Origin of the sequence: Microcystis sp. LE19-41.2A, assembly GCF_027530405.1 — a bacterium.
In the GTDB taxonomy this organism is placed as follows: domain Bacteria; phylum Cyanobacteriota; class Cyanobacteriia; order Cyanobacteriales; family Microcystaceae; genus Microcystis; species Microcystis aeruginosa.
The window spans coordinates 1-1,201 of the sequence record NZ_JAPZQJ010000208.1; the positions used below are offsets into that span (position 1 = coordinate 1).

The following is a 1,201-nucleotide window of genomic DNA, read 5'->3' on the forward strand; positions in this document are numbered from 1 at the left end:
AGCAATTTCGACGATTAACTCTGGCGCACCTTCGACATAACCATCCTCACTAATCGTTGATTGTCCACCATTTTTAATTCTTAATAGTGCATCGGGTTGAGGTTCATTGTCCGCATCAAGACGTACCGTACAATTATCGCCCAATTCTGTTCCGGGTGTATTTGACCAATAGTTACCTAACCAAGTAATAATACGCGCATGAGGGTTGCCATGGTTCGTAATTCTTAGGGGAGAAGCCATAATATAAACAATTCCTTCAATGAGTTCTGCTTTTTTTAGATTTGGCATAGCATTATATCTACGCTCAAATTCACGACGAGTAAGCTTGTCCCCATTTTCTAGGTGTGGGATGGTTAATTGAGGAGAAATTGTTGCAGTTGCTATCATCTTTGTATTTCCTGTCGTCAAAAAATGGGTAATTCTAAAGTAAATCCGGGTAAAACGTCCTCCCCAGATAAGGTGGTTGGTAATGAGATGATTTCTACTTCCTGATTTTGGCGATAGATGGCTACCTGTTGACTAATGGGATCAATTAACCAACCTAGTCTTAAGCCACTATCAAGATATTCCTGCATTTTTGCTTGGAGTTGAGTTAAAGAATCAGTATGCGACCTTAATTCTATCACAAAATCAGGACAAATTGTGGCAAATTTTTCTTGTTCTTCTCGGGGTAAAGCGTCCCAGCGTTCATTAGCAATCCAAGCGACATCAGGGGAACATTTACCACCCTTGGGTAAGGTAAAGATAGTAGAATAACTAAAGACTTTTCCGAGTTTTGTTTGACGATTCCATAACCAAACAAAGCCGTTTAAATCTGATTCTCGATTTCCACTAATAGCAGCAATCGGGGGCATAATAATTAATTCTCCTGCAGCAGTTTGTTCAATTCGCCAATCGTCGTTATTATGGCAAAGTTGATAGAATTGCTCATCGCTTAAATTGACGGATTTTAGGTTTAAGGTAATGGGTTCGACGGTAATCATGGGATTTAATTTTCTTGATTAAATACTTGAGAAACTTTTAAATTAAGTTGACTAAATATAGAGGATTTTACTAAGTAATCGGGAGCATCTCACCTTTGCAATGAGCATAAATACTTAGTGGAAAAATAGGCTTTTCGAGGGTAATTCTTGTTTTAATTCTCCATGTACGCAGTCTTTAAAAGCCTCTATTTCGTTCCAAGACACGATTAAGAGTGGCT

Annotated in this window: 2 protein-coding genes; both read right to left on the reverse strand. The window is 38.4% G+C overall.

All coding sequences use genetic code 11. From position 1 onward, the window contains the following. On the reverse strand, positions 1-387 hold a 387-nt coding region (locus O9290_RS09195; protein WP_288025185.1), incomplete at its 3' end, for a Uma2 family endonuclease. 17 nt (positions 388-404) lie between these two features. Beyond that, positions 405-983: a Uma2 family endonuclease gene (locus O9290_RS09200; RefSeq protein WP_002758017.1), complete on the reverse strand. Its 579-nt coding sequence runs from the start codon at positions 981-983 to the stop codon at positions 405-407. Between the last annotated feature and the right edge of the window lie 218 nt (positions 984-1,201).